The sequence below is a fragment of the Paraburkholderia largidicola genome, assembly GCF_013426895.1.
Lineage (GTDB): Bacteria > Pseudomonadota > Gammaproteobacteria > Burkholderiales > Burkholderiaceae > Paraburkholderia > Paraburkholderia largidicola.
The window spans coordinates 741241-764290 of record NZ_AP023176.1; the positions used below are offsets into that span (position 1 = coordinate 741241).

The following is a 23050-nucleotide window of genomic DNA, read 5'->3' on the forward strand; positions in this document are numbered from 1 at the left end:
GCCGCGTCAACCCTGCCCGAAACCGCCGCCGCCAGGCGTCTCGACGACGAACACATCGCCCGCAGCCATCTCGACACTGGCGATATGCCCCAGCGCGACGATCTCGCCATCCGCGCGTTCGACGCGATTGCTGCCTTGTCGCCCCGCGCCTCCGCCCGCCGCGCCAAATGGCGCGTGAATGCGGTTATTCGACAGAATCGAGGCTGTCATCGGCGCGAGAAAACGGATGCGCCGGATTGCCCCATTGCCGCCTTTCCACTGCCCCGCACCGCCCGATCCGGCGCGGATCAGATGCGATTCGAGCCGCACGGGATAGCGCCATTCGAGCACTTCAGGATCGGTCAGGCGCGAGTTGGTCATATGCGTCTGCACGGCGTCGACGCCATTGAAGCCGTCTCCCGCGCCGCTGCCGCCCGCGATCGTCTCGTAGTACTGGTAGCGCGCATCGCCGAACGTGAAATTGTTCATCGTGCCCTGGCTCGACGCCACGACACCGAGCGCGCCATACAGTGCGTTCGTGATCGCGGAGGATGTCTCGACATTGCCCGACACGACGGCAGCGGGGTAGACGGGGTTGAGCATCGAACCCTCCGGGACGATCACGGAAAGCGGCTTCAGACAACCGGCGTTGAGCGGAATATCATCGCCCACCAGTGTGCGGAACACGTACAGCACGGCCGCCATGCAGACCGCCTTCGGTGCGTTGAAGTTGTTCTGCAGTTGCGCGGACGTGCCCGTGAAATCGACCGTTGCGCTGCGCGCAGCAGGATCGACATGGATCGCGACGTCGATCACCGCGCCATTATCGAGTGCATAGCGATACGCGCCGTCCTTGAGCGCGCCGATCACGCGACGCACGGCCTCTTCCGCGTTGTCCTGCACGTGCTGCATGAAAGCGAGCACCACGTCGCGACCGAATTGCGCGACCATGCGGCGCAACTCGTCCACGCCTTTCTGGTTGGCAGCGACCTGTGCGCGCAGGTCGGCCATGTTTTGCACGATGTTGCGCGCGGGATAGCGGCCGGACGCGAGCAGCGCGCGCGTTTCGACATCGCGCAACACACCGGCTGAAACCAGCTGCCAGTTGTCGATCAGCACGCCTTCTTCCTCGATATGCGTGGAAGCGGCGGGCATCGAGCCGGGCGTAATACCGCCGATATCCGCGTGATGACCGCGCGAACCGACGTAGAAGAGCGGCGCTTCGCTGCCGTCGGCAAACACGGGCGTGATGACTGTCACATCAGGAAGATGCGTGCCGCCGTGATACGGGTCGTTGAGCATGAACACATCGCCGTCGCGCATCGTGCCGCGATTGCGTTCGATGACGGTCCGGATGCTTTCGCCCATCGAGCCCAGATGCACGGGCATGTGCGGCGCATTCGCGATCAGATTGCCGGCCGCGTCGAAGATCGCGCACGAGAAGTCGAGCCGTTCCTTGATGTTGACCGAGTAGGCGGTGTTCTGCAGGCGTAGCCCCATCTGCTCGGCCACCGACATGAACAGGTTGTTGAAGATCTCGAGCCGCACCGGGTCGGCTTGCGTGCCGATCGAGCGGCGCGTCGGCAGCGCGAGCACGCGCGTCATCACGATGTTGCCGTCGCCCGTCAGCGCCGCTTGCCAGCCAGGTTCGACCACGGTCGTACCGTTCTTCTCCGCGATGATGGCCGGGCCGTCGAGCCTGTCGCCCGCCATCAGCGTGTCGCGCGCATAGAGCGACGCGTCGTGCCAGCGGCCGCCAGAATACATGCGTACCACTGCTGCAACCGCGGGCGCGTCGCCGGCAGGGCGAGCGGCGATGCCGCCCGTCACCGGCTGGGCATCCGAATGACCGATGGCTTCAACCGATGCGAGTTCCACCACGAGCGGCGTATCGGCCATGAGAAACGCGTAGCGCTGCCGGTAGGCGGTTTCGAAAGCATCGCGCATCGACTGCACGCTGCCCGCGTTGACCGCGAGCGCCGAATCGGTGCCCTGATAGCGCAAATGCACGCGCCGCACCGTCGAAATGCGCGCCGCGTCGACGCCCTGATCGAGCAGCGCTCCGGTTGCTTCATCGACAAGCGCATCGAGCGCCGCATCGACGGATGCAAGCGACGTGTCGTCGAGCACGATTTCGAGCGCGCGCTCGCGCATCGCGGTCTGGTCGGCCAGACCCATGCCGAACGCCGACAGCACGCCCGCGAGCGGATGCGCGAACACGCTCGTCATACCGAGTGCATCGGCCACGCCGCAAGCATGCTGGCCGCCTGCGCCGCCGAAGGTCGTGAGCACGTATTGCGACACGTCGTGGCCGCGTTGCACCGAAATCTTCTTGATCGCGTTCGCCATGCTGCCGATCGCGATCTCCAGATAGCCTTCGGCGATCTCTTCCGGCGTGCGGCGTTGGCCCGTCGCCGCGCCGATTTCGTCGGCAAGTGCGCGAAAGCGTGTGGCCACCGCGTCGCGGTCGAGCGGCTCATTGGCATGCGGGCCGAACACGTGCGGAAAATAATCGGGCTGAATCTTGCCGAGCATGACGTTGCAGTCGGTCACCGTCAGCGGGCCGCCGCGCCGGTACGCGGCAGGTCCGGGATTCGCACCTGCCGAAGCGGGACCGACACGCAGACGCGCGCCGTCGAAGCCGAGTATCGAACCGCCGCCTGCCGCGACCGTGTGGATGCTCATCATCGGCGCACGCATGCGGACGCCCGCCACCTGCGTTTCGAACACGCGCTCGAACTCGCCGTTGAAGTGCGACACATCGGTCGACGTGCCGCCCATATCGAAGCCGATGACGTGCTCGAAACCCGCCGCCTGCGCCGCGCGCACCATGCCGACGATCCCGCCTGCCGGGCCGGAAAGAATCGCGTCCTTGCCCTGGAACAGGTCGGCACGCGTGAGACCGCCGCTGCTCTGCATGAACTGCAGATTCACGCCGGGCATTTCGCTCGCCACCTGATCGACGTAACGACGCAGGATCGGCGACAGATAAGCGTCGACGACGGTGGTATCGCCGCGCGACACCATCTTCATCAGCGGCGATACCTGGTGCGAAACCGACACCTGCGTAAAGCCAATGCGCCGCGCCAGTGCCGCGATGTCGCGCTCATGCGCAGTGTGCCGATAGCCGTGAACGAGCACAATGGCGAGCGCGCGGATGCCGGCATCGAAGACCTCGCGCAACGCAGCTTCCGTGGCTGCAAGATCGAGCGGCACGACAACATCGCCTTGCGCGCTCACGCGTTCGTCGATTTCGATCACGCGCTGATAGAGCGCTTCGGGCAGCGCGATGTCGAGATCGAACAGACGCGGACGGTTCTGGTACGCGATCCGCAGCACATCGCGAAAGCCGCGCGTCGTCACGAGCGCGACAGGTTCGCCCTTGCGTTCGAGCAAGGCATTGGTCGCGACGGTCGTCCCCATCTTGACCATCTCGACATCGCGTGGCGTGATGGCTTCACCGGCGCGCAAACCGAGCAGATGACGGATGCCCGCAACGGCCGCGTCGCGATAGTGTTCTGGGTTATCGGAAAGCAGCTTGTGTGTGGTCAGCGAGCCATCCGGCCGGCGCGCGACGATATCGGTGAAGGTGCCGCCGCGGTCGATCCAGAATTGCCAGCGGGACGGCGTGCATGCTTCGGGTACGTGAGCTTGGTTCATGGTGCGATGAAAGATAAGAGCGAGATGCAGCGACGGTTGATCGGATGAGCACGCATCGGGCGCGTCGAACTCAGGCGGATTCGAGTTCGCGTCCGCGTGTTTCGGGCAGCGTGAGGGCGGCGATGATCAGCACGCCATAGGCGGCGACGGCAAAAATGCCGATGCTCGTGCCAAGGCCGAACTCTTTCGACAGCGAGCCGATCAACACCGGAAACAGCGCGCCGATCGCGCGGCCGACGTTGTAGCAGAAGCCCTGTCCCGAACCGCGCACGCGGGTAGGGAAGAGTTCGGTGAGAAACGCGCCCATGCCCGAGAAGATGCCGGAGGCGAAGAAGCCAAGCGGAAAGCCGAGCCAGAGCATCGACGTGTTCGTCAGCGGCAGCGACGTGTAGGCGAACGCGATGGCCATCGAGCCGACGGCGAACAGAATGAAATTGGGTTTGCGGCCAATGCGGTCCGTCAGCCACGCGCTCGACAGGTAGCCGATATACGAGCCAACGATGATCATCGCCAGATAGCCGCCCGTGCCCATCACCGTGAGATGGCGTTCCGTCTTGAGGAAGGTGGGCAGCCACGTGGTGATCGCGTAGTAGCCGCCTTGCGCGCCCGTCGTGAGCAGCGCGGCGCGCAGTGTCGTGGACAGCAGCTTCGGCGCGAAGATCTCGGTGAAGCGCGGTGTGTCGTGGGTGTCGCGGCGTATTGCCTTCGCCTGCTCGAATACTTCGGGTTCCTTGACATACCGGCGAATCACGAGCACGAGAACAGCGGGCACGAGGCCGATCAGGAACAGCGCACGCCACGCGATTTCCGGCGCCATTGCCGAAAACAGCACGGCGTAGAGCAGGGCGGCCATGCCCCAGCCAAGCGCCCAGCCGGACTGCACGAGGCCTACGGCCTTGCCGCGGTCGCGTGCGCGAATCACCTCGCCGATCAGCACGGCGCCCGCAGTCCATTCGCCGCCGAAGCCGAACCCCATCAGTGCGCGCGCGGCGAGCAACTGGCCGTAGTTCTGCGCGAGTCCGCACAGACCGGTGAAGACGGCGAACCACAACACGGTAAGTTGCAGCGTGCGCACGCGGCCGATGCGGTCCGACAATATGCCCGCGATCCAGCCGCCCAAGGCCGACGACAGCAGCGTCAGCGTGCCGATGAATCCCGCATCCGCGAGCGTGATGCCCCACGTCGCGACGAGCGTCGGAATCACGAACGAGAGCATCTGCGTGTCCATGCCGTCGAGCATGTAGCCGACCTTGCAGCTCCAGAACGCGCGCCGTGCACGCGGACCGGCTTCTGCATACCATGAAAGCCGGCTGGCGCCGGGCGCTTCGCTGGGCTCGTCTGCGATTGCCGTGAGTGTTTTGCTGTCCATCTGTTGCTCCTGTCGATCGACGCGTGCGGCGCCGCCCGCACGCCTGAAAATGATTCAAAGGAATGAGTCAGCCCCTCTGGTCGGCGCGGCCAGATCTCGTTCAACGAATGGGATGCCCAGCGAAGCGGCGCAACGCGCCGCGCTTGTCAGAACACGGCTAGGGACGCGTTCGTGATATCCGTCATCAGCATGTGGCCCGGTGCGTGGGCGATGGCGACAGGCAGCTTCGCCGCCATCAGCGCGGTCTGCGGGGTCACGCCGCACGCCCAGTAGACGGGCAGTTCGCCCGCATGGATCGTCACCGCATCGCCGAAGTCGGGGCGCGCGAGATCGGCGATGCCAAGTTCTGCCGGGTCGCCGATATGGACGGGCGCGCCGTGCACGCCGGGAAAGCGGCTCGTGATCTGCACGGCGCGTATCGCGTCGGGGCCGCGCATCGGGCGCATCGACACCACCAGTTCGCCGCCGAATACGCCCGCGCGCCGGTTGGCGAGATGCGTGCGGTACATCGGCACGTTGCGTCCTTCTTCGACGTGGCGCAGCCCGATGCCTTCGAGCGCGAGCATGTGCTCGAACGAAAACGAGCAGCCGATCGCGAACACGACGAAATCGTCCTGCCAGAGCGCTTCAATGGAGTCGACGCGCTCGCTCAACTCGCCGTCGCGATAGACGTTGTAGGCCGGCACGTCGGTGCGGATGTCGATATCGCGGCCGAGCATGGGCACGCGGAAGTCGCCCGGTTCGCCGACGCCCAGCAGCGGGCAAGGTTTCGGATTCGCATGGCAGAAGCGCAGGAAATCATGGGCGTACGCGGCGGGCAGGATCGCGAGGTTGGCTTGCGCATACTCGCCGCACTGTCCGGCTGTCGGGCCGCGGAAGTCGCCGTGACGAACGGCCTGGCGGAATTCGGATGGAGTCATGGTCGGGCGGGCTTCTGAGTGTTTTCGGTTGGCGGCGCGCCTCGCATGTCGAATTGCGTACCGTCAGGCAAAGCATAGAAAAGAAGAAAATTTGACGCCAACTAGTTTTCTTTGCTGTCCACGAATAGAATTTCTTAACGAATCCGCGGGTTTTCCCGAGTCACGTCGCTTTTTTTGAAGCGCTTCGCGCCATGAATACTCGCTTTCTCGAAACCTTCGTCACGCTCGCGAAATTGCGCAGCTTTCGCACGACGGCAACGGCGCTGCATGCCACGCCCGCTGCGATTTCGCAGCGTCTGAAGGCGCTCGAAGATGAATTGCAGACCGTGCTGGTCGATCGCGACAGCCGCGAGTTCCGCCTCACGCCGAACGGCGACTATCTGCTCGGCTACGCGAAAGCCGTGGTCGAGGCGACGCGCCAGTTGCAGGCGGCCGCCTCCAACGAAGGCGCGATGCGCGGCAAGCTGCGGCTGGGCGTGATCGAGACGGTCGTGCACAGCTGGCTCGCCGACTACATGCGCATGCTCGCCACCGACTACCCGCAACTCGAAGTGGATCTCGCGGTGGACGTGAGCGTGGTGCTGCAGCGCCGCCTGATGGCGGGCGAACTCGATCTGATCATTCGCGTGGAAGGCAGCGATGAGGAATCGGTCGTCTGCGACGCGCTCGCCAATTACCCCGTTCACTGGATCGCGCGCGCGGGTCTGTTGCCCTTGTCTCGCAGCGGGCTCGCAAAGCGGGTGTTGCGGCATCCCATTCTGACGTTCGGCCGGGGCACCGCGCCGCATCGCGCGCTGGAAGACATCGTCAGCAAGCTCGCGCTCGCGAATGGCGTACCGCTCGCCGATACCCGCATCACCGGCTCGCCATCGATCTCGGTGATCGTGCAACTGGTACGCGACGGCTTTGGCGTCGCGGCCATTCCGCGTCTTTTCGTCGACGAACTGATCGCGCGCGGCGAAGTGGTCGAACTGCCGTTGCAACCGTCGCCGCCTTCTATCGTGGTGTCGATGTCGCGCCGCTCGGACGCGCCGTTGTTCGTGCACGGCGCGGCGAACGCGGCACGCACCGCATGTCACGCGTACTGCGAGCATGGTGACGCGCGGCTGATCGAGCGGCTGTAATGCGGCGTTGCCGCGAGCGCGCGGATAGCCGAAGGATTTTTGATCAGCGTTGACAACGCAAAATTCGGCGCTTTAGACTGCATCCATTCCTCGCGGCCTGACAAAGGTGTCCGCCCGAGGGTCCGGCACAGAAGCCCCCTGACGAACTGCAGGTTCGTCAGGGGGCTTTTTTTTGTTCGCGTTTTCAGGAGTTCGAACCCATTTCTGGAGAATCCGCATGTTGCTTAAGCCGTCCGGCTGGATGCGTCTGGCCTTCATTGCAGGACTTGCCGTCACGTCGCTCGTCGCGAATGTCACGGATGCCGCCGAACCCGTGAAAATAGGCCTGCTCGAAGACGCATCGGGCAACTTCGCGCTCGCGACCATCCCGAAGATTCACGCCACACAGCTCGCCGTCGACGAAATCAACGCAAAGGGCGGCATTCTGGGCCGCCCGATCCAGCTGATCGCGTACGACACGCAATCGGACAACACCAAGTTTCAGGAACTCGCGCGGCGTCTGGTGCAGACCGACAAGCCGGACGTGATTTTCGGGGCGTTCTCCAGCGCCTCGCGCGAAGCGATTCGCCCCATCATGGATCGCGCGCATCAACTCTACTGGTACGACAATCAATACGAGGGCGGTGTGTGCGACACCAATACCTTCGTGACGGGCGCCGTGCCCGAGCAGCAGTTCTCGACGCTGATTCCGTGGATGATGCAGAAGTTCGGCAAGAAGGTGTACACCATCGCCGCCGACTACAACTTCGGGCAGATCTCCGCCGAATGGGTGCGCAACATCGTGAAGGAGAACGGCGGCACGATGGTGGGCGAGGAGTTCATCCCGTTGTCGGTATCGCAGTTCGGCCAGACGATCCAGAACATCCAGAAGGCCAAGCCTGATTTTGTCGTGACCTTGCTGGTCGGCGCGAATCAGGCGTCGTACTACGAGCAGCAGGCGTCGGCGCATCTGAATCTGCCGATGGCGAGTTCGGTGAACGTCGGTCAGGCCTATGAGCACAAGCGCTTCAAACCGCCGGCATTGAAGGACATGTACGTGACGGCGAACTACGTCGAGGAAGTCGATACGCCCGCCAGCAACGACTTCAAGAAGCGTTTCCACGCGAAGTTCCCGAACGAGCCGTACATCAATCAGGAAGCCGCCAACGCGTACGACGCGATCTACCTCTACAAGGCGGCCGCCGAAAAGGCGAAGTCCACCAATCAGGATGCCGTGCGCAAGGCGCTGGAGAGCGGCGGCATCTGCACGGAAGGCGCGCAGGGCAAGGTCTGCATCGACCCGAAGAGCCATCACGCGAGCCATACGATCTTCCTCGTGCATGTGAAGGACGACCACTCCGTCGAGATCCCGAAGGTCTGGGACGACGTGCAGCCGTACTGGCTCGGCAAGGTGGGATGCGATCTGCCGAACAAGCCGGATCATCGCCAGTACACGCCGTCGAATCTGCCGAAGAAGTCATGACCCGAGCGGGCGCGGCCCAGGATTGGAAGGGCGCGCCCGTTCTCTGAAAGTGGAGCAATCATGGCCACCTTGTCGGTGCTTTATTCGTTGATCTATCAGTTCGGCGACAGCTTTGCGTATCTGGTGCTGGCGGCGCTCGGGCTTGCGGTGATCTTCGGCATGATGGGCGTCATCAATCTCGCGCATGGCGAGTTCATCATGTGCGGCGCGTATGTCACCATCATCTCGGCCAAGCACGGCGTGCCGCTGCCGCTCGCGATGCTGCTCGGCGCGCTGGCCGCGGCCCTGGCGGGCGTCGTGATCGAGCGGCTCGTGATTCGTCATCTTTATGACCGCCTGTTCGACTCCGTCGTCGCGACATGGGCCATCAGCCTGATCGTGCAGCAGACCATGCTGCTGGTCGCGGGTCCGTCGCTCGAAGGGATCGGCACGCCGTTCGGCGCGTTCTCGCTCGGCGAGTATTCGTTCTCGACGTATCGCGCGGTGCTGCCGGGAATCGCGCTTTGCATTCTGTTCGCGCTTTATCTACTGTTCTTCAAGACCAACTACGGCGTCTGTGCGCGCGCGACGATCCAGAATGCCAACATCGCGCAATGCCTCGGCTTGCGCACGGATCGTCTCTACACGCTGACCTTCGCGCTGGGCGCGGGACTGGCCGGACTCACGGGCGCGCTCTATGCGCCGACGATGACCGCGGTGCCCACGATGGGCAGCAACTTCATCGTGCAGGCGTTCGTCTCGGTGGTCGTCGGGGGCGCGAATGTGATTGCTGGCACGACGCCCGCGGCGGGCGTGCTGGCGATCATCCAGACCGCGCTCACCGCGTCCTACGGTCAGCTGTTCGGGCAGATCGGCCTGCTCGTCACGGTGATTGTCGTCATCCGGTTGATGCCGCAAGGGCTCGGCAATCTGTTCATGCGCTTGCGCCGGGAGGAGACGTGATGCAATCGGTGAAGCAATCGTCACTGGCTTCGTCAGGCCCGGCACCGCGCGTGCTGCGCTACGTGCCGTGGGTGGTGGCGCTGTGCCTGCCGCTCGTCGTGGACGCGACCACGAGCGGCAATCTCGCCTACTGTCTGCTGTGGGCATTCAGCGCGCTCGGACTTGCCGCGATGTGGGGCTATGGCGGCATCCTGTCGTTCGGGCAGACCGCGTTCTTCGGGCTGGCGGGCTATAGCTACGGCATCTTCACGCTGAACTTCGGCGACACATGGTTGGATTCGTGGCTCGGCCTCGGCGCGGGTATCGTGGTGAGCGTCGTCGTGGCGGCGTTGATCGGCTACATGATTTTCTTCGGACGCATCAAGGGCGTGTTCATCGGCATCGTGACGTTATCCGTGACGCTCGTGCTCGAAACCTTCATGGCGCAGACGGCGGGGCCGCAATGGGCGATCGGCGAGGCGCGCCTGAACGGCTACAACGGCATGGGCGGCATGCCGCCGCTGACGATCCCGTGGCCCGGCGGCCCGCTCACGCTGGAGAACGCAAGCTTCTACTATCTGGTGCTGATCCTGCTGATCGTCGTCTACGCGTTCATGCGCAAGCTGCTCGACGGCCCCTTCGGTCTCACGCTGATCGCGATTCGCGAGAACCCGCAGCGCGCCGAAATGCTCGGCGTCGATATCCGTCGACATCAGTTGCTGGTGTTCGTGCTCGGTTGCACACTGGGCGGATTGTCGGGCGCGCTGTACACGATCTGGGGCTCGTACATCACGCCATCGACGATGGGCCTGACGGCCGCGGCGATGCCCGTGATCTGGGTAGCGACGTCAGGCAGGAAGAGCATTGGCGGCGCGATCATCGGCACGGCGCTGCTCGTGTGGCTTTCGCAGAATCTCGCGGTCTATGGCAGCCAGTACGCGCTGATCCTGATGGGCGCGATATTGCTGGTGGTCGTGCTGGCCGCGCCCGAAGGCTTGTTGCCGTTCATGGCAAGACAGATGCGACGCTTCGAGCGTGAGCGCGGCGTGGACAACGCTCGCAACCGTCCGTGTTTCGACGAAACGCTGAAGCAAGAGGAGGGCAAATTGTGACCGTGCTGCTCGAAACACGCGCGCTCAGGAAGCACTTCGGCGGCGTGCAGGTGATCAACGGCATCGACTTTCAGATCGACGCGGGCGAGATCCGCTGCGTGATCGGGCCGAATGGCGCAGGCAAGAGCACGTTCTTCAAGCTCATTACGGGCGAGCATCGACCGTCCGAAGGCAGCGTGCATTTTCTCGGGCGGGACATGAGTCACGTGCTGCCGCACGAGCGTATCCGCATGGGAATGAGCATCAAGTTTCAGATACCCGGCGTGTTTCCGGACCTGAGCGTGCGTCAGCATCTGCAACTCTCGCTGCATCGCGCGAAGGACGACCGGCCTGGCAGTATCGAAGACCTCTTGCAGCGGTTTTTGCTGGAACCTGAAGAGCATGTGCTGGCGCGCAATCTGTCGCACGGCAAGAAGCAGTGGCTCGAAATCGCGATGGCCGTGTCGTTGCGGCCGAAGCTGCTGTTTCTCGACGAGCCCGTCGCGGGCATGTCGATCGAGGAAACGCATGCGACAGGCGAACTCATCAAGCGGCTTTCCGCATCCGGCCTGACGATGATGGTGGTCGAGCACGACATGACCTTCGTCAAACAGATTGCGACGCGCGTGACCGTGCTGCACGGTGGAAGACTGCTCGCCGACGGCCCGCTCGAAGAGATCCTCGCGCGCGACGACGTCGCGGAGGTGTATCTGGGGAAGAAATCATGAGCGCGCTTCTCGAAGTCGCAGACGTGGCAGCGGGCTATGGCGGCGGGCGCGTGCTCAACGGCGTGTCGTTCGGCATCGGGCGCGGCGAAATCCTCGCGTTGATCGGGCGCAACGGCGTCGGCAAGACCACGCTGATGCGTACGCTCATCGGTCTCGTCAAGCTCGACGCGGGCCACATCGTTCTGGACGGTGCGCCCATCGGTCATGAAAAGCCCTACGTGCGCGCGCGTAAAGGCATCGGCTACGTGCCGCAGGGCCGCGAAATCTTCGGCGCGCTGACGGTCGCGGAGAACCTGCAGGTCGGCGCGCAGGCGAACCCGGACAAGGCCGCGCGGATGCGGGACAAAGTAGTCGGCTATTTCCCCATTCTCAAGACACGCTACCGGCAGAAGGCGGGCACGATGAGCGGCGGGGAACAGCAGCAGCTTGCCATTGCGCGGGCGCTCGTGAGCTCGCCGCAGGTGCTGCTGCTCGACGAGCCATCGGAAGGCATTCAGCCTTCCATCGTCGATCTGATCGGCGAGACGCTGCTGACCATCGCGCGTGAGACGGGCATCGGCGTAGTGCTGGTCGAGCAGGACATGGGCATGGTCGAACGCATTGCGACGCGTTGCTGCGTGATGGACAAAGGTCGCATCGTGGACACGTTGAGCCCGGCGCAACTCGGGGATGAGCAACTGATACGCCAGTATCTGGCACTGTGACGGAGAGCAGAACATGAAATGGCTAGAAGAATCGATCATGATGAAGCGCGGCGTCGGCGCCGATCGCGAACCGGTGGAACATCATTTGACCGAGGAACTGCAGAAGACCTTCCACTACACCATCGGGCCATATTCGACGCCCGTGCTGCACGTGAAGCCCGGCGATCGCGTGGTGGTGGACACGCGCGACGCGTTCGAAGGCAAGATCAAAAACGAAACCGATAAGCCTTCGGAAGTGCTGACGGTGCCGTTCCTCAATCCGCAGAACGGGCCCATCATGATCGAGGGCGCGGAGAAGGGCGACGTGGTCGCGGTGTACATCGAAAAGATGGCGCCGCGCGGCGACGACCCGCACGGCTTCTGCTGCATGATCCCGAACTTCGGCGGACTGACGGGCACCGACTACACGGCGCTGCTCAACGAGCCTTTGCCGGAGGTGGTGCGCAAGATCAAGATCGACGAGGAGAACGTGTACTGGAGCAAGCGCAACACGCTGCCGTACAAGCCGCATATCGGCACACTGAGTCTGTCGCCCGAACTCGATTCGATCAATTCGCTCACGCCCGATTCGCACGGCGGTAATATGGACGTGCCCGACATGGGGCCGGGCAGCATCACCTATCTGCCCGTGCGCTCTCCCGGCGGGCGGCTTTTCATCGGCGATGCGCACGCCTGCCAGGGCGATGGCGAAGTGTGCGGCACAGCCGTCGAGTATCAGAGCACGACGACGGTACGGGTCGATCTCATCAAGAAATGGAAGATCGACTGGCCCCGGCTCGAAAACGAGGACGCGCTGATGAGCATCGGCAGCGCGCGGCCGCTCGAAGACGCGACGCGTATTGCGTATCGCGAACTCGTGCTGTGGATGGCCGCGGAGTACGGCTTCGACAAGTGGGACGCGTATATGATGCTGAGCCAGGTCGGCAAAGTGCGGCTCGGCAATTTTGTCGATCCAAAATATACGGTCGGCGCGATGGTCGCCAAGCACTACCTCAAGTAAAACGATCTGCCGTGCGGGCACTATCCCGCACGCAATCATATGGAGAGCATGTCACGAAATGGCATTGTCCGATCCCATCAGAGTTGGTCTGCTTTGCTCCACGAGCGGCTCGACGGCGCTTCTGGAACAGTCGCAATGGCGCGGCGCATGCCTCGCGATGGACGAGATCAACGCGCGCGGCGGCATCGACGGACGCGAACTCGTTGCCATTCACTACGATCCGGGCTCGGACCCCGCCGTGTTTCGTGAGCTTGCCGAGCGCCTGATCGTGCAGGACGGCGTCAACGTGATCTTCGGCGGCTATACGTCCACCAGCCGCAAGGCGATGCTGCCCGTCGTCGAGAAGCACAACCGCCTGCTGATCTATTCGCAGCAATACGAGGGCTTCGAGTACTCGGACAACATCATCTATAGCGGTGCGTCGCCGAATCAGAACGGTGTGCAACTCGCCGACTTCATGACGCAGACGTACGGCGCGCGCGTCTATTTCGTCGGGTCACGCTACGTCTATCCGTACGAATGCAACCGGACCATGCAGGAACTGCTGCTGCAGCATCCGGAAGGGGCGATACTCGGCGAGCGCTATCTCCCCCTCGAAGCGGACCGCGAGCAGTTCGCGCAGGTCGTCGCGGATATCGCGCGCAAATCGCCCGACTGGATATTCTGCACGGTGATCGGCGCGACCGTGCCGTATCTTTACGAGGCCTACGCGCACGCGGGCTTCGACCCCGCGCGGATGCCGATCGGCAGCCTCAATACGTCCGAGACCGAGATTCATGCAATGGAACGCGGCATCGCCGCGGGACATTTCACGGCGGCGCCTTATTTTCAGAGCGTCGACACGGTCGAGAACCAGCGCGCCGTGCGGCAGCACCAGGCGCGCTTCGGTGTCGATACGCCGACCGACATGAACTGGGAAGCCGCTTACTATCAGATGCATATGTTCGCCGAAGCCTGCGGGCGCGCCGGGTCGGACGAAATCGGCAAGATCATGCCGCATCTGCTCGGTTCCGAATTCGCGGCGCCGCAAGGCAGGGTGCGCATCGATCCCGTCAATCATCACATGGCGCTGTATCCGCGTATCGGCCGCGCGAATGCGGACGGCCAGTTCACCGTGCTGCGCGAATCGAAATTCGCCGTCGGACCCGACCCGTATATGACGCGTCAGACGCTCGGGGACTGGGTCACGAAGTTGAGCACACGGGACTACTGACGTGAGCGCGCGCATGGGCCGGGACCAACGCAGTCTCACCAGTTCGATTCTGGAGCGTCATCCGCGCGTGGTCGTGTTCCATCCCGACGATGACGACGGCCAGACGCTGACGAACCATCTCCGCCGCATGGGTTTTCAGGTCGAGCGTTGCTGGCCGCCGCTGGAGACGCTGCCCGACAGGACGGATCTGGTGTTCCGTGCGCTGCTGCCCGAGGAGCGCGCGCCGAAAGACGAATGGTCCGGGCCGGATGCGCCGCCCGTCATCTGCGTGGTCGCTTATGAAAATCCGACCTTCATCGATCAGGCCATCAAGATGGGATCGGACGGCATCGTCACGACGCCGATCCGCGCGTCGGGCCTGCTGTCGACGGTGGTCATGGCGCTCTATCACGCGCGGCGTTCGCGGCAGCACTTGCAACGCATCGCCAGGCTCGAGCAGAAGCTGCTCGACAGCCGGCATCTGCAGGAAGCCAAGGGCATTCTCATGACGATGCACAGCGTCAGCGAGAGCGAAGCGTACGACATGCTGCGCGCCCAGGCGATGGAAAAACGTGTGTCGATCGACGACATCTGTCATTCCGTGATCCAGGCGGGCGAGGTGCTGCAGATCAAGCGCGGGATGATGCCCGAGGATGGGCGCGGCGACGACTGAGTTCAACCGTTGGTTCAACAAGGGGCAACCAGCATGGATTTGCAACTGAAGGGACTGAAGGCAATCGTGACGGGCGGGACCAAGGGCATCGGTCTGGCCATTGCGCGCACGCTCGCGCAGGAAGGCGCCGACGTGGCCATCTGCTCGCGCGACGAAGCCGCTGCGACAGCGACGGCGGGCGCGCTCGCGGAACTGGGCGGCGCGCGTGCTTCGGGCGCGGCCGTGGATGTCGCGGACGGCAGCGCGCTGAAGGCGTGGGTCGAACATGTCGCGAAGGACTGGGGCGGGCTGGATATCGTGGTGGCCAACGTCAGCGCGCTCGCTATCGGCAACGATATCGAATCGTGGCGCAAGGAGTTCGAAACCGATCTGCTCGGCACGGTCAATCTCGTCGACGCCGCGATGCCCTGGCTCGAGGCGAGCAAGGCGGCGTCGATCGTCGCGATCTCCAGCGTGTCGGGACGCGAGATCGATTTCGCAGCCGGCCCCTACGGCGTGTTCAAGGCGGCACTCGTGCACTACATGCAGGGCCTCGCGAATCAGCTTGCGTCCAAAGGCATTCGCGCGAACACGGTGTCGCCCGGCAACGTCTATTTCGAAGGCGGCGTGTGGGACTGGATCGAGCATAACGATGCGGCGCTGTTCGAGCGCGCGCTCGCGTTGAATCCCACTGGGCGCATGGCCAGACCGCAGGAGATCGCGAATGCCGTCGCGTTCATCGCGAGTCCGGCGGCGAGCTTCGTGAGCGGCACCAACTTCGTGGTCGATGGCGCGCTCACGCGCGGCGTGCAGCTTTGACGTGGGCGGGGCGCGTCACCGCGGTCCCGACTCCTCGATGAACCGTTCGAGCAGACGCTTCAACTGCTTTGCGTTGCGAGGGCCGAGCGCTTCTTCGATGGCGGCATGATGCGCGTCTACGCCCGGTTGCAGGCGGGCGAGCAGCTTGATGCCCCGGTCCGTGATGAAGATCAGCACCTTGCGGCTGTCGTAATCGTCCGCCGAGCGCAGCACGAGGCCGCGGCTCACCAGCTTGTCGACGTTCTTGGTCAGCGCGGGCAGGTTGAGCAGGACCTGAGCGGCGAGTTCGCTCATCGAGTGGCCCGCCTCGTCGGAGACGGCATGCAGAATGCGCCAGTGCTCTTCGTTGACGCCTTCTTCGGCCGTCAGCTGGGCGAGACTGAGCTTCATCTGCCGATGCGCGGAGGCGATGAGCCAGGCAAGGTAGGAGGAAAGGTCGGTATCCGGCATGGTAGATGCTTTGTGGAAGACGAATAGCTGGATCTTACGCAAATAAATTTTCTGCGGAAAGTATCGGTGCAAGTGTCCTCTGGCGCGGGCGCGCGATGGTGCGCGCACGCCATTCGTTGGTGCATCCTGAATCGTTCGAACTCGCCGCGTCGACCGTTTGATGAAGCCGCGTTCCCGTGCTTGCCGCTCAGGGCAGGAGATGACCATCGCGTTGTGCGTGCCGTTAGGCGGCGCGGCCGGACTTTGGGGGCCTTGCGCGCTCGCCTCGGCGCAGCTCGCCGTCGACGAACTGAATGCGTCGTCGGGCATCACGGGCCGCCCCTGCCGGCTGTTGACGATCAATGCGGGCGACGACGCGCGCGAACTCGACGCCGCGTTGACCGACCTCGTCGATGACGGCGCTATCGATGCGCTCGTCGGCATGCATACGAGCGCCGTGCGCCTCGATCTGCTCAAAGTGGTGGGCGGACAGATTCCGTTCGTCTATACGCCGCTCTATGAAGGCGGCGAGCGCACACCCGGCGTCTTCGCAATCGGCGAAACCACGCGGCACCAGCTGCAGCCGGCCATTCACTGGATCAGCACGCAGCGTCGCCCGAAGCGCTGGTTCTTCGTCGGCAACGACTATGTGTGGCCTCACGCGACCCATCGGCTGGCCCGACGTTACGTACTCGATGCGGGCGCCGAGGTGGTGGGCGACATGTATCTGCCGTTCGGCGGCGGCGACTATGGCGAGGTGCTCGATGCGATCCGCAAGCGGCGCGCGGATGCCGTGCTGCTGTCCCTGATCGGCCAGGACACGATCGACTTCAATCGTGCGTTCGGCGAGGCCGGGCTGGCAGCGCATATCGTGCGGCTGTCGTGCGCGCTCGGCGAAAACGAACTGCTCGGCATTGGCGCGCGCAACACCGCCGAGCTGTATGTGGCCTCGGGCTATTTCGCTTCGTTGCGCACGGATGCGAACCTCGCATTCAAGGAGCGCTATCGCGGGCGATACGGCGCGCGTGCACCGACGCTCGACACCTTCGGCCAATCCACCTACGAAGGCATTCATTTCCTCGCGGCGCTGTTCGACGATGCGCGGCGCAGACGTCTGTCCGAACAGGCCGGGCTCGCACAACTCGGTATCGCACCGCTTTCCTATCGAAGCGCCCGCGATTCTGCTTATGCAGGCGGCCGTGTGAACCACGTTCCGATCTATCTGGCGCGGGCCGAGGGTCATCATTTCGAGGTGCTTTCACCGCTCTAGGCGATGCGTGTTTCGTGCTGAACCGGGTTCCCCGCAATTTAGTTTCCATGGAAAATAAATTGTTGACTCGGAAAATATGTGTCCATACCATGGCTCGCAGATCGGGACACCTGCAGGTCGATTCGTCCCGTTCATTACGACACGCCTGCATAGCGGCACGACAGCAGGCGGCAGTCCGTTACGAATCCGTTCGAGTGAGGAAGCCATGGCAGTGAAACGTCCCACGCCCGCCCAGCTTGACGAAGTCGCCATCAGTCTCGGCATCCATCTGTCCGAAGCGCAGCTTGCTGCCTATCACACGTTGCTGCAGCCAAATTTCGACGCATACGATGTCATCGACGCAATGCCCGATTATGTCCCGCGCGTCACTTACCCGCGCACGCCGGGTTATCGTCCATCTGCCGAAGAAAACCGCTATGGCGCCTGGTACGTCAAGAGCGAAGTGAAGGGCGCGCCCACGGGCAAGCTCGCGGGCAAGACCGTCGCGCTGAAGGACAACGTGTGCCTTGCGGGCGTGCCGATGATGAACGGCGCCTCGACACTCGAAGGCTATGTGCCCGATGTCGACGCCACCATCGTGACGCGTCTGCTCGACGCGGGCGCGACCATCGTCGGCAAGGCCACCTGCGAGTACTTCTGCTTCTCGGGCGGCTCGCATACGAGCGCGCCGGCGCCCGTGCACAACCCGCGAAAAATGGGCTATTCGGCGGGCGGTTCGTCGTCGGGAAGCGCGGCGCTCGTGGCCGCTGGCGAAGTCGATCTCGCTATCGGCGGCGATCAGGGCGGCTCCATCCGTATGCCTGCGTCGTATTGCGGGATCTACGGCATGAAGCCCACGCATGGGCTGGTTCCCTATACGGGCGTCATGCCGATCGAATTGACGATCGACCACACGGGGCCGATGACAGCCACCGTGACGGATAACGCGCTGATGCTCGAAGTGCTGGCTGGCCCCGATGGTCTCGATCCGCGTCAGTACGCAGGGCAAACCGCGAAGCCTTATTCGGACCTGATGAAGGAAGGTGTGCGTGGACTGAAAATCGGCGTCGTGAAAGAGGGCTTCGGATGGCCGCAATCGCTCGCGGAATCGGATGCCAAGGTACGCGCTGCAGCCGATCATTTTGCCGAACTGGGTGCGAAGGTCAGCGAAGTATCGATTCCGATGCATCGCGTGGGCCCGTCGATCTGGCTGCCGATCGCCGCCGAAGGCGCCACGCAGCAGATGATGAAGGACAACGGTCACGGCTTCAACTGGAAGGGCCTTTACGTGACGGGCATGGTGGACTATCACGCCGGCTGGCACGAGCGCGCGGACGAACTGTCGGAAACGCTGAAGATCACGATGGTGCTCGGCGAGTACTTCATCCGCCACTATCGCGGGCATTTCTATGCGAAGGCGCAGAACCTGTCGCGCCAGCTCACGGCCGCCTACGACGCCGCGTTCGCCGACTATGACCTGCTCCTGATGCCGACGCTGCCGCTTACGGCCACACCGCTGCCCAAGCCGGGCGCGAGCGTCGAGGAAGTCGTCACGCGCGCATTCGAGATGTTGCCGAACACATGCCCGTTCGATTGCACGGGGCATCCCGCGATGAGCGTGCCATGCGGCACCGTCGACGGCCTGCCCGTGGGCATGATGCTGATCGGCAAGCATTGGGACGAAGCGACCATTTATCGCGGCGCCTACGCATTCGAACAGTCGATCGACTGGATGAAAGTCTGATCTTGTGATCCTTCTCGCGTCTCTTTCCGGAACCCCTCTATGGACCGACGTGCGTTTCTGAAATCGTCTGCGGCATCGGTAGCCGCTGGAATGGCGGGCTCGTTTCCCTTCATCGCCGAAGCGGCCGACGAGATTCTCGTCGGCGGCATCACGGACCTGTCGGGCGGCCTCGATATCTACGGCAAGCCGATGGCGGACTGCCTCACCATTGCCGTCGAAGAGTGGAATGCGCAGGGCGGCCTGCTCGGCAAGCAGATCAAGCTACTCAATTACGATCCGCAATCGAGCATGCAGCTCTATACGCAGTTCGCGCAGCAATCGGCGCTGAAGGACAAGGTCGCGGTCGTGCACGGCGGCATCACGTCGGCTTCGCGCGAAGTCATGCGCCCTGTGCTGGACCGTTATCGCACGCTCTATTTCTACAACACGCAGTATGAAGGCGGCGTGTGCGATCGCAACACGTTCTGCACGGGCGTGACGCCGGGCCAGACCGTCGCGAAGCTGATTCCTTACGCGATGAAGCAGTGGGGCAAGAAGGTCTATGTCGTGGCCGCCGACTACAACTACGGCCAGATCACCTCGCAATGGGTGAAGAAATTCGTCCAGGACAACGGCGGATCGGTTCAGTCAATCGACTTCTTCCCGCTCGACGTGACCAACTTCGGCTCGACCATCTCGAAGATCGAAGCGGCGAAGCCCGACATGCTCGTGTCGGCGCTCGTCGGTGGATCGCATATGTCGTTTTACCGGCAATGGGCCGCGGCGGGATTGCACAAGAAGATTCCGCTCGCGTCGACGACGTTCGCGGGCGGTAACGAGCAGATCGTCCTCTCGCCCGAGGAGTGCGATGGCTTCCTCGTCTCCTACAACTACTTCGAGAACCTCGACAACCCGGTGAACAAGGCGTTCAAGGACCGTTTTCACAAGCGTTTCGGCGCGAACTATCCGAACATCACCGAACTGGCAATGGGCACCTATCAGGGCTTCAACCTCTGGGCGCAGGGCGTGAAGAAGGCGGGCACGCTCGACCGCGTGAAGGTGATCGAGGCGCTGGAATCGGGGATCAGCATCGACGCGCCGAGCGGCAAGGTGTCGATCGATCCGGCGACGCATCACTGCGTGCTCAACGTCAGCATCGCGCAGGTGAAGAGTCACAAGCTCGACATCGTTCAGACGTTCCAGAACCAGCCTCCCGTCGATACGAGCGCGGTGTGCAATCTCATCAAGAACCCGCGCGACAACCAGCAATACGTGATCAAGCTTTGAGGCGCACGCCGCGTCTTCATGGAGAGGAACTACGATGGATCTTGCCGCGATCGTTCTGATTCAGGTGCTCTACGCCATTGCGAGCCTCGTCGTGATCTCTTCAGGGCTCGCGGTCATCTTCGGCATGATGAAGGTGATCAATCTCGCGCACGGCGAGTTCATGATGCTGGGCGCGTATGCGGCGATCGAGGCGATCCACTTCGGCGTGAATCTGTGGGTTGCGATTCTCGTCGTCGCGCCGCTCGTGGTCGCGCTGATCGGCGTCGTGCTGGAACGGGTCTTCATCCGGCGGCTATACGGCCGCATGATCGACACGATGCTGGCGACCTGGGGGCTGTCGCTGCTTCTGATCGGCGTCGTCACCTCGATTGCGGGCAATACCACGGCGGGCATCTCCGCGCCGCTGGGCAACTTCACGATCGGCGGATATTCGGTGAGCAGTTATACGCTCGTCATCATCGCGGTTGCCGTGGTGCTCGGTGTCGCGCTGCGCTGGGTGCTGCTGCATACGTCGCTCGGTCTGATCGCGCGCGGCACGATGCAAAATCCGCAGATGGCCGATGCGCTCGGCATCGCGCCCGGCCGCGTCTATTCGGCCACCTTCGCCATCGGCGCAGCGCTGTCGGGACTTGCGGGCGCGTTGCTCGCGCCGATGACGGGCGTCGTGCCGACCATGGGCGGCGCGTTTATCGCCAAGGCGTTCATCACCGTGATCGGCGGCGGGCCGGCGATCGTGGCGGGACTGGTCAGTTCGTCGGTGCTGTTCGGCGCGATCAATCAGGTCGCCACGTTCGCATCGACGCCCGTGCTCGGCGAGGTCGCGCTGCTGGTGGGCGCGATCGTGATGCTGCGGCTGCTGCCGCGCGGCATCACTGGCCGCTTTTTCAAGGGGGCATTGTGATGACGCCCGTCAACGCGACCCGCACGATGCCCGTTGCCGATGCGCTGTCGCGCTTCTCGCGGTCGTGGAAGAGCGCGGCACTCGCGCTGGCCATCGGCTCGATCATGTTGATCGTGCTGCCGCGCGTGCTCGACGACTTTGCGCTCGTGCAGGCCACCGTCTACGCCGTCATGGCGATACTCGCGCTGAGTCTGGGCTTCGTGTGGGGTTTCGGCGGCATTCTCTGCTTCGGCCAGTCGGCGTTCTTCGGTCTCGGCGCTTACACGTATGCGATTGCCGTCACCAATATGGGCGACAGCACGGTGCCGTTCATGCTCGCCATCGTGTTGCCCGCCGCCTTTGCAGCGGTGCTCGGCTATCTGATCTTCTATGGACGACTCTCGGACGTGTACATGGGCGTGATCACGCTCACGGTCACGCTGATTCTCTTCAACCTGGTCAACTCGACGGCCGGTCCAGAATGGAAGATCGGCACTGCGGCGCTCGGCGGCTTCAACGGCATTCCCAACATCGCGCCGCTGAATACGCCGGGCAATATCGACGATGTGATCAGTCCGCGCGGGCTGTTCGAGTTGTCGCTGGCGGCGCTGCTCGGCGTGTATTTTTTGCTGCGCGTACTGCTCGCATTCAAGATGGGGCGGGTGATCGTCGCGAGCAAGGAGAACGAACAGCGTCTGTTGCTGCTCGGCTACGACTCGCGTGTCTACAAGCTCCTGACCTTCGTGCTGGGCGCGGCGATCGCCGGGTTGTCGGGCTGCCTCTTCGCGAACTGGGGTGCGTTCACGAGTCCCACGGTATTCGGCCTCGCGCAATCCGCGCAGATCATCATCTGGGTCATCGTGGGCGGGCTCGGCACGCTCGTCGGGCCCGTGATCGGATGCGTGGCGATCCAGTGGCTCACGACGCAGATCGGCACGCAGCAGACCATCAATTCCAACCTCGTGCTCGGCGCGATTCTCGTCGTGTTCGTGCTGATGGTGCCGAAGGGCATCGTGCCGACTCTCGGCGAACTGGGCATGCGGCTCTTCGGCGCCGTCCGGCGCACGCGCTCTTCATCGAATGACGCGCGCAACGTCGCGCCGGACGATACACATAGCTCATCGCGGGAGGAAGCCGCATGACGCAGCCGCTGCTGGAAACACGCAAGCTCAACGTCCGTTTCGGCGGCGTGCACGCCACGCGCGACATCGACTTCTCACTCGCCGAGGCGGAGTTGCGCTGTGTGATCGGGCCGAACGGCGCGGGCAAGAGCACCTTCTTCAAGCTGCTGACGGGTCAGGTCAAGCCGACGTCGGGCGAGATCCTGTTTCGGGGCAAGGACATCACCGCGATGCAACCGCATGAGCCGGCGCGGCTGGGCATCGGTATCAAGACGCAGGTGCCGAGCCTCTTCAACGGTCTTTCCGTGTGGGACAACGTGTGGCTCGCGGCACGGCGCGTCAATACGCCCAGGCAGACCGAGCGCGTGACGCGGGAAGTGCTGGAGCGCGTCGGCATGCTTTCGCATCGCGACGCGATCACCGGCTTGCTGGCGCATGGCGAACGTCAGTGGGTCGAACTGGCCGTCGTGATCGCCGCCGACCCGCCGCTGATTCTGCTCGACGAACCCGCGGCGGGCATGAGCGATGCGGAAGTGGCGCGCACCGCGGACCTGATACTCGAGATCAACCGGCGCCATGCCCTCGTCGTGGTGGAACACGATATGAGTTTCATCCGACGCATTGCAAAGAAGGTCACGGTGTTGCATCAAGGCGCGATCATTCGCGAGGACACGCCCGAGCGCATCATGAGCGATCCGTTCATCCAGCAAATCTATCTCGGCAAGAAGCCGCATTGACGG

The 23050-nt window shown here is 63.4% G+C and carries 20 protein-coding genes; 16 read left to right on the forward strand and 4 right to left on the reverse strand.

Going from position 1 to position 23050, the window contains the following annotated elements; translation table 11 throughout:
- Positions 1-6: 6 nt before the first annotated feature.
- The 3 genes from PPGU16_RS32060 to PPGU16_RS32070 form a co-directional block, all read right to left on the reverse strand.
- Positions 7-3639, reverse strand: coding sequence for a hydantoinase B/oxoprolinase family protein (locus PPGU16_RS32060; protein ID WP_180726738.1), 3633 nt, complete (start codon positions 3637-3639; stop codon positions 7-9).
- A 70-nt stretch (positions 3640-3709) separates the two neighbouring features.
- Positions 3710-5008 carry an MFS transporter gene (locus PPGU16_RS32065; protein ID WP_180726739.1) on the reverse strand — a complete coding sequence of 433 codons (1299 nt, stop codon included), beginning with the start codon at positions 5006-5008 and terminating at the stop codon, positions 3710-3712.
- A 146-nt stretch (positions 5009-5154) separates the two neighbouring features.
- Positions 5155-5928, reverse strand: a complete 774-nt coding sequence (locus tag PPGU16_RS32070) for a putative hydro-lyase (RefSeq protein ID WP_180726740.1) — start codon at positions 5926-5928, stop codon at positions 5155-5157.
- Positions 5929-6119: 191 nt separating this feature from the next.
- Between PPGU16_RS32070 and PPGU16_RS32075 the strand changes: the two genes are divergently transcribed.
- From PPGU16_RS32075 to PPGU16_RS32120, 10 genes are all read left to right on the forward strand, one after another.
- Entirely contained in the window at positions 6120-7052 is a 933-nt protein-coding gene (locus PPGU16_RS32075; protein ID WP_007577479.1) for a LysR family transcriptional regulator, read from the forward strand.
- A 217-nt stretch (positions 7053-7269) separates the two neighbouring features.
- The gene (locus tag PPGU16_RS32080; protein ID WP_180726741.1) at positions 7270-8514 is read left to right on the forward strand and encodes an urea ABC transporter substrate-binding protein; all 1245 of its coding nucleotides are present in this window, start codon (positions 7270-7272) and stop codon (positions 8512-8514) included.
- A gap of 60 nt (positions 8515-8574) precedes the next feature.
- Entirely contained in the window at positions 8575-9456 is an 882-nt protein-coding gene (locus PPGU16_RS32085; protein WP_180726742.1) for an ABC transporter permease subunit, read from the forward strand.
- Positions 9456-10547, forward strand: coding sequence for an ABC transporter permease subunit (locus PPGU16_RS32090; RefSeq protein WP_224030431.1), 1092 nt, complete (start codon positions 9456-9458; stop codon positions 10545-10547). The genes PPGU16_RS32085 and PPGU16_RS32090 overlap by 1 nt, the downstream gene beginning before the upstream one ends.
- On the forward strand, positions 10544-11254 hold the full coding sequence (locus PPGU16_RS32095; protein WP_180726744.1) for an ABC transporter ATP-binding protein: 711 nt from the start codon (positions 10544-10546) through the stop codon (positions 11252-11254). The genes PPGU16_RS32090 and PPGU16_RS32095 overlap by 4 nt, the downstream gene beginning before the upstream one ends.
- A complete protein-coding gene (locus PPGU16_RS32100; protein WP_180726745.1) occupies positions 11251-11958 on the forward strand; it encodes an ABC transporter ATP-binding protein in 708 nt (235 codons plus the stop codon). Before PPGU16_RS32095 ends, PPGU16_RS32100 begins: the two co-directional genes overlap by 4 nt.
- Before the next feature lie 13 nt (positions 11959-11971).
- The gene (locus PPGU16_RS32105; protein ID WP_180726746.1) at positions 11972-12958 is read left to right on the forward strand and encodes an acetamidase/formamidase family protein; all 987 of its coding nucleotides are present in this window, start codon (positions 11972-11974) and stop codon (positions 12956-12958) included.
- Between the two features lie 58 nt (positions 12959-13016).
- Positions 13017-14171 (forward strand): transporter substrate-binding domain-containing protein, encoded by a 1155-nt coding sequence (locus PPGU16_RS32110; RefSeq protein ID WP_180726747.1) that lies wholly within the window; start codon positions 13017-13019, stop codon positions 14169-14171.
- A 13-nt stretch (positions 14172-14184) separates the two neighbouring features.
- Positions 14185-14823, forward strand: a complete 639-nt coding sequence (locus tag PPGU16_RS32115) for an ANTAR domain-containing response regulator (protein WP_243460744.1) — start codon at positions 14185-14187, stop codon at positions 14821-14823.
- Between the two features lie 33 nt (positions 14824-14856).
- A complete protein-coding gene (locus PPGU16_RS32120; protein ID WP_007577467.1) occupies positions 14857-15621 on the forward strand; it encodes an SDR family NAD(P)-dependent oxidoreductase in 765 nt (254 codons plus the stop codon).
- Positions 15622-15636: 15 nt separating this feature from the next.
- Here PPGU16_RS32120 and PPGU16_RS32125 read toward each other — a convergent pair whose 3' ends face one another.
- Entirely contained in the window at positions 15637-16071 is a 435-nt protein-coding gene (locus PPGU16_RS32125; protein ID WP_180726749.1) for a MarR family winged helix-turn-helix transcriptional regulator, read from the reverse strand.
- A gap of 160 nt (positions 16072-16231) precedes the next feature.
- Here PPGU16_RS32125 and PPGU16_RS32130 point away from each other — a divergent pair, with 160 nt between their 5' ends.
- The 6 genes from PPGU16_RS32130 to PPGU16_RS32155 all read left to right on the forward strand — a co-directional run bounded on the left by PPGU16_RS32130 (position 16232) and on the right by PPGU16_RS32155 (position 23047).
- Entirely contained in the window at positions 16232-17320 is a 1089-nt protein-coding gene (locus tag PPGU16_RS32130) for a substrate-binding domain-containing protein (protein ID WP_224030429.1), read from the forward strand.
- Positions 17321-17525: 205 nt separating this feature from the next.
- Positions 17526-19043, forward strand: coding sequence for an amidase (locus PPGU16_RS32135; RefSeq protein ID WP_180726750.1), 1518 nt, complete (start codon positions 17526-17528; stop codon positions 19041-19043).
- A 39-nt stretch (positions 19044-19082) separates the two neighbouring features.
- Complete coding sequence (locus PPGU16_RS32140; protein WP_042305445.1) at positions 19083-20309, forward strand: urea ABC transporter substrate-binding protein; 1227 nt, start codon at positions 19083-19085, stop codon at positions 20307-20309.
- A gap of 34 nt (positions 20310-20343) precedes the next feature.
- Positions 20344-21210, forward strand: coding sequence for a branched-chain amino acid ABC transporter permease (locus PPGU16_RS32145; protein WP_180726751.1), 867 nt, complete (start codon positions 20344-20346; stop codon positions 21208-21210).
- The gene (locus PPGU16_RS32150; RefSeq protein WP_180726752.1) at positions 21210-22331 is read left to right on the forward strand and encodes a branched-chain amino acid ABC transporter permease; all 1122 of its coding nucleotides are present in this window, start codon (positions 21210-21212) and stop codon (positions 22329-22331) included. The genes PPGU16_RS32145 and PPGU16_RS32150 overlap by 1 nt, the downstream gene beginning before the upstream one ends.
- A complete protein-coding gene (locus PPGU16_RS32155) occupies positions 22328-23047 on the forward strand; it encodes an ABC transporter ATP-binding protein (protein ID WP_180726753.1) in 720 nt (239 codons plus the stop codon). The genes PPGU16_RS32150 and PPGU16_RS32155 overlap by 4 nt, the downstream gene beginning before the upstream one ends.
- The last annotated feature ends 3 nt before the right edge of the window (positions 23048-23050 follow it).

What these genes read in the sequence shown, in the direction of transcription:
- PPGU16_RS32130 (WP_224030429.1), top strand. Translation starts at nt 16,232, where the DNA reads ATGAAGCCGCGTTCCCGTGCTTGCCGCTCAGGGCAGGAGATGACCATC.
- PPGU16_RS32100 (WP_180726745.1), top strand. Translation starts at nt 11,251, where the DNA reads ATGAGCGCGCTTCTCGAAGTCGCAGACGTGGCAGCGGGCTATGGCGGC.
- PPGU16_RS32145 (WP_180726751.1), top strand. Translation starts at nt 20,344, where the DNA reads ATGGATCTTGCCGCGATCGTTCTGATTCAGGTGCTCTACGCCATTGCG.
- PPGU16_RS32105 (WP_180726746.1), top strand. Translation starts at nt 11,972, where the DNA reads ATGAAATGGCTAGAAGAATCGATCATGATGAAGCGCGGCGTCGGCGCC.
- PPGU16_RS32125 (WP_180726749.1), bottom strand. Translation starts at nt 16,071, where the DNA reads ATGCCGGATACCGACCTTTCCTCCTACCTTGCCTGGCTCATCGCCTCC.
- PPGU16_RS32140 (WP_042305445.1), top strand. Translation starts at nt 19,083, where the DNA reads ATGGACCGACGTGCGTTTCTGAAATCGTCTGCGGCATCGGTAGCCGCT.
- PPGU16_RS32110 (WP_180726747.1), top strand. Translation starts at nt 13,017, where the DNA reads ATGGCATTGTCCGATCCCATCAGAGTTGGTCTGCTTTGCTCCACGAGC.
- PPGU16_RS32085 (WP_180726742.1), top strand. Translation starts at nt 8,575, where the DNA reads ATGGCCACCTTGTCGGTGCTTTATTCGTTGATCTATCAGTTCGGCGAC.
- PPGU16_RS32065 (WP_180726739.1), bottom strand. Translation starts at nt 5,008, where the DNA reads ATGGACAGCAAAACACTCACGGCAATCGCAGACGAGCCCAGCGAAGCG.
- PPGU16_RS32070 (WP_180726740.1), bottom strand. Translation starts at nt 5,928, where the DNA reads ATGACTCCATCCGAATTCCGCCAGGCCGTTCGTCACGGCGACTTCCGC.
- PPGU16_RS32120 (WP_007577467.1), top strand. Translation starts at nt 14,857, where the DNA reads ATGGATTTGCAACTGAAGGGACTGAAGGCAATCGTGACGGGCGGGACC.
- PPGU16_RS32150 (WP_180726752.1), top strand. Translation starts at nt 21,210, where the DNA reads ATGACGCCCGTCAACGCGACCCGCACGATGCCCGTTGCCGATGCGCTG.
- PPGU16_RS32155 (WP_180726753.1), top strand. Translation starts at nt 22,328, where the DNA reads ATGACGCAGCCGCTGCTGGAAACACGCAAGCTCAACGTCCGTTTCGGC.
- PPGU16_RS32135 (WP_180726750.1), top strand. Translation starts at nt 17,526, where the DNA reads ATGGCAGTGAAACGTCCCACGCCCGCCCAGCTTGACGAAGTCGCCATC.
- PPGU16_RS32075 (WP_007577479.1), top strand. Translation starts at nt 6,120, where the DNA reads ATGAATACTCGCTTTCTCGAAACCTTCGTCACGCTCGCGAAATTGCGC.
- PPGU16_RS32080 (WP_180726741.1), top strand. Translation starts at nt 7,270, where the DNA reads ATGTTGCTTAAGCCGTCCGGCTGGATGCGTCTGGCCTTCATTGCAGGA.
- PPGU16_RS32115 (WP_243460744.1), top strand. Translation starts at nt 14,185, where the DNA reads ATGGGCCGGGACCAACGCAGTCTCACCAGTTCGATTCTGGAGCGTCAT.
- PPGU16_RS32090 (WP_224030431.1), top strand. Translation starts at nt 9,456, where the DNA reads ATGCAATCGGTGAAGCAATCGTCACTGGCTTCGTCAGGCCCGGCACCG.
- PPGU16_RS32060 (WP_180726738.1), bottom strand. Translation starts at nt 3,639, where the DNA reads ATGAACCAAGCTCACGTACCCGAAGCATGCACGCCGTCCCGCTGGCAA.